Below are 540 nucleotides of genomic sequence, written 5' to 3' on the forward strand. Positions count from 1 at the left end.
CAATGAAACAGCATCCAGACTGCACCTCCTGCATACGATCCCAAGGCGCCGCCTAAAAACGTGCTGACCATAAAGAGGCCATTCAATCTGCTTCTCATTTCAGCCGACAATTGGAAAATCTCCGCCTGACACGCCACCTGATTCGCCTGAATGCCCATGGTGATGAATAAAGCGCCCAATACAATCACAATCAATGAAGTCTGGCCTGCCATTAATAAAACAAATGACAATAAGGTAAAAGACATACAAAGCTTGTTGGAAAAAGCAGCTCCTTTTTGATCAATAATCCGGCCGATCAGCGGAGTTGCAAAAGCCCCGCCAATTCCCACCAAACCGATTGTTCCGGCAGTCTGGCTGCCAAACGAGAATGGAGGTTCACTCACCATAAACACTAACGTCGTCCAAAATAAACTGAAGGCGCCGAACATGAAGCCTTGGTTTACACATGCTTTTCTTAACACTTTCTCCTTGATCAAAAGCGGAAATAATGAAGAAATGAGTTTTCCGTAATGAAATGCATGTGTCCCTTTGCTTTTCGGA

The 540-nt window shown here is 45.0% G+C and carries 1 protein-coding gene; it reads right to left on the reverse strand.

Features of this window, described 5'->3' with window-relative positions; genetic code table 11:
• A partial coding sequence (locus tag ACWHAR_RS31265; RefSeq protein WP_452088953.1) for an MFS transporter occupies positions 1 to 540 on the reverse strand: 540 nt, incomplete at both ends.

The organism is Bacillus sp. LR--39 (assembly GCF_053613335.1).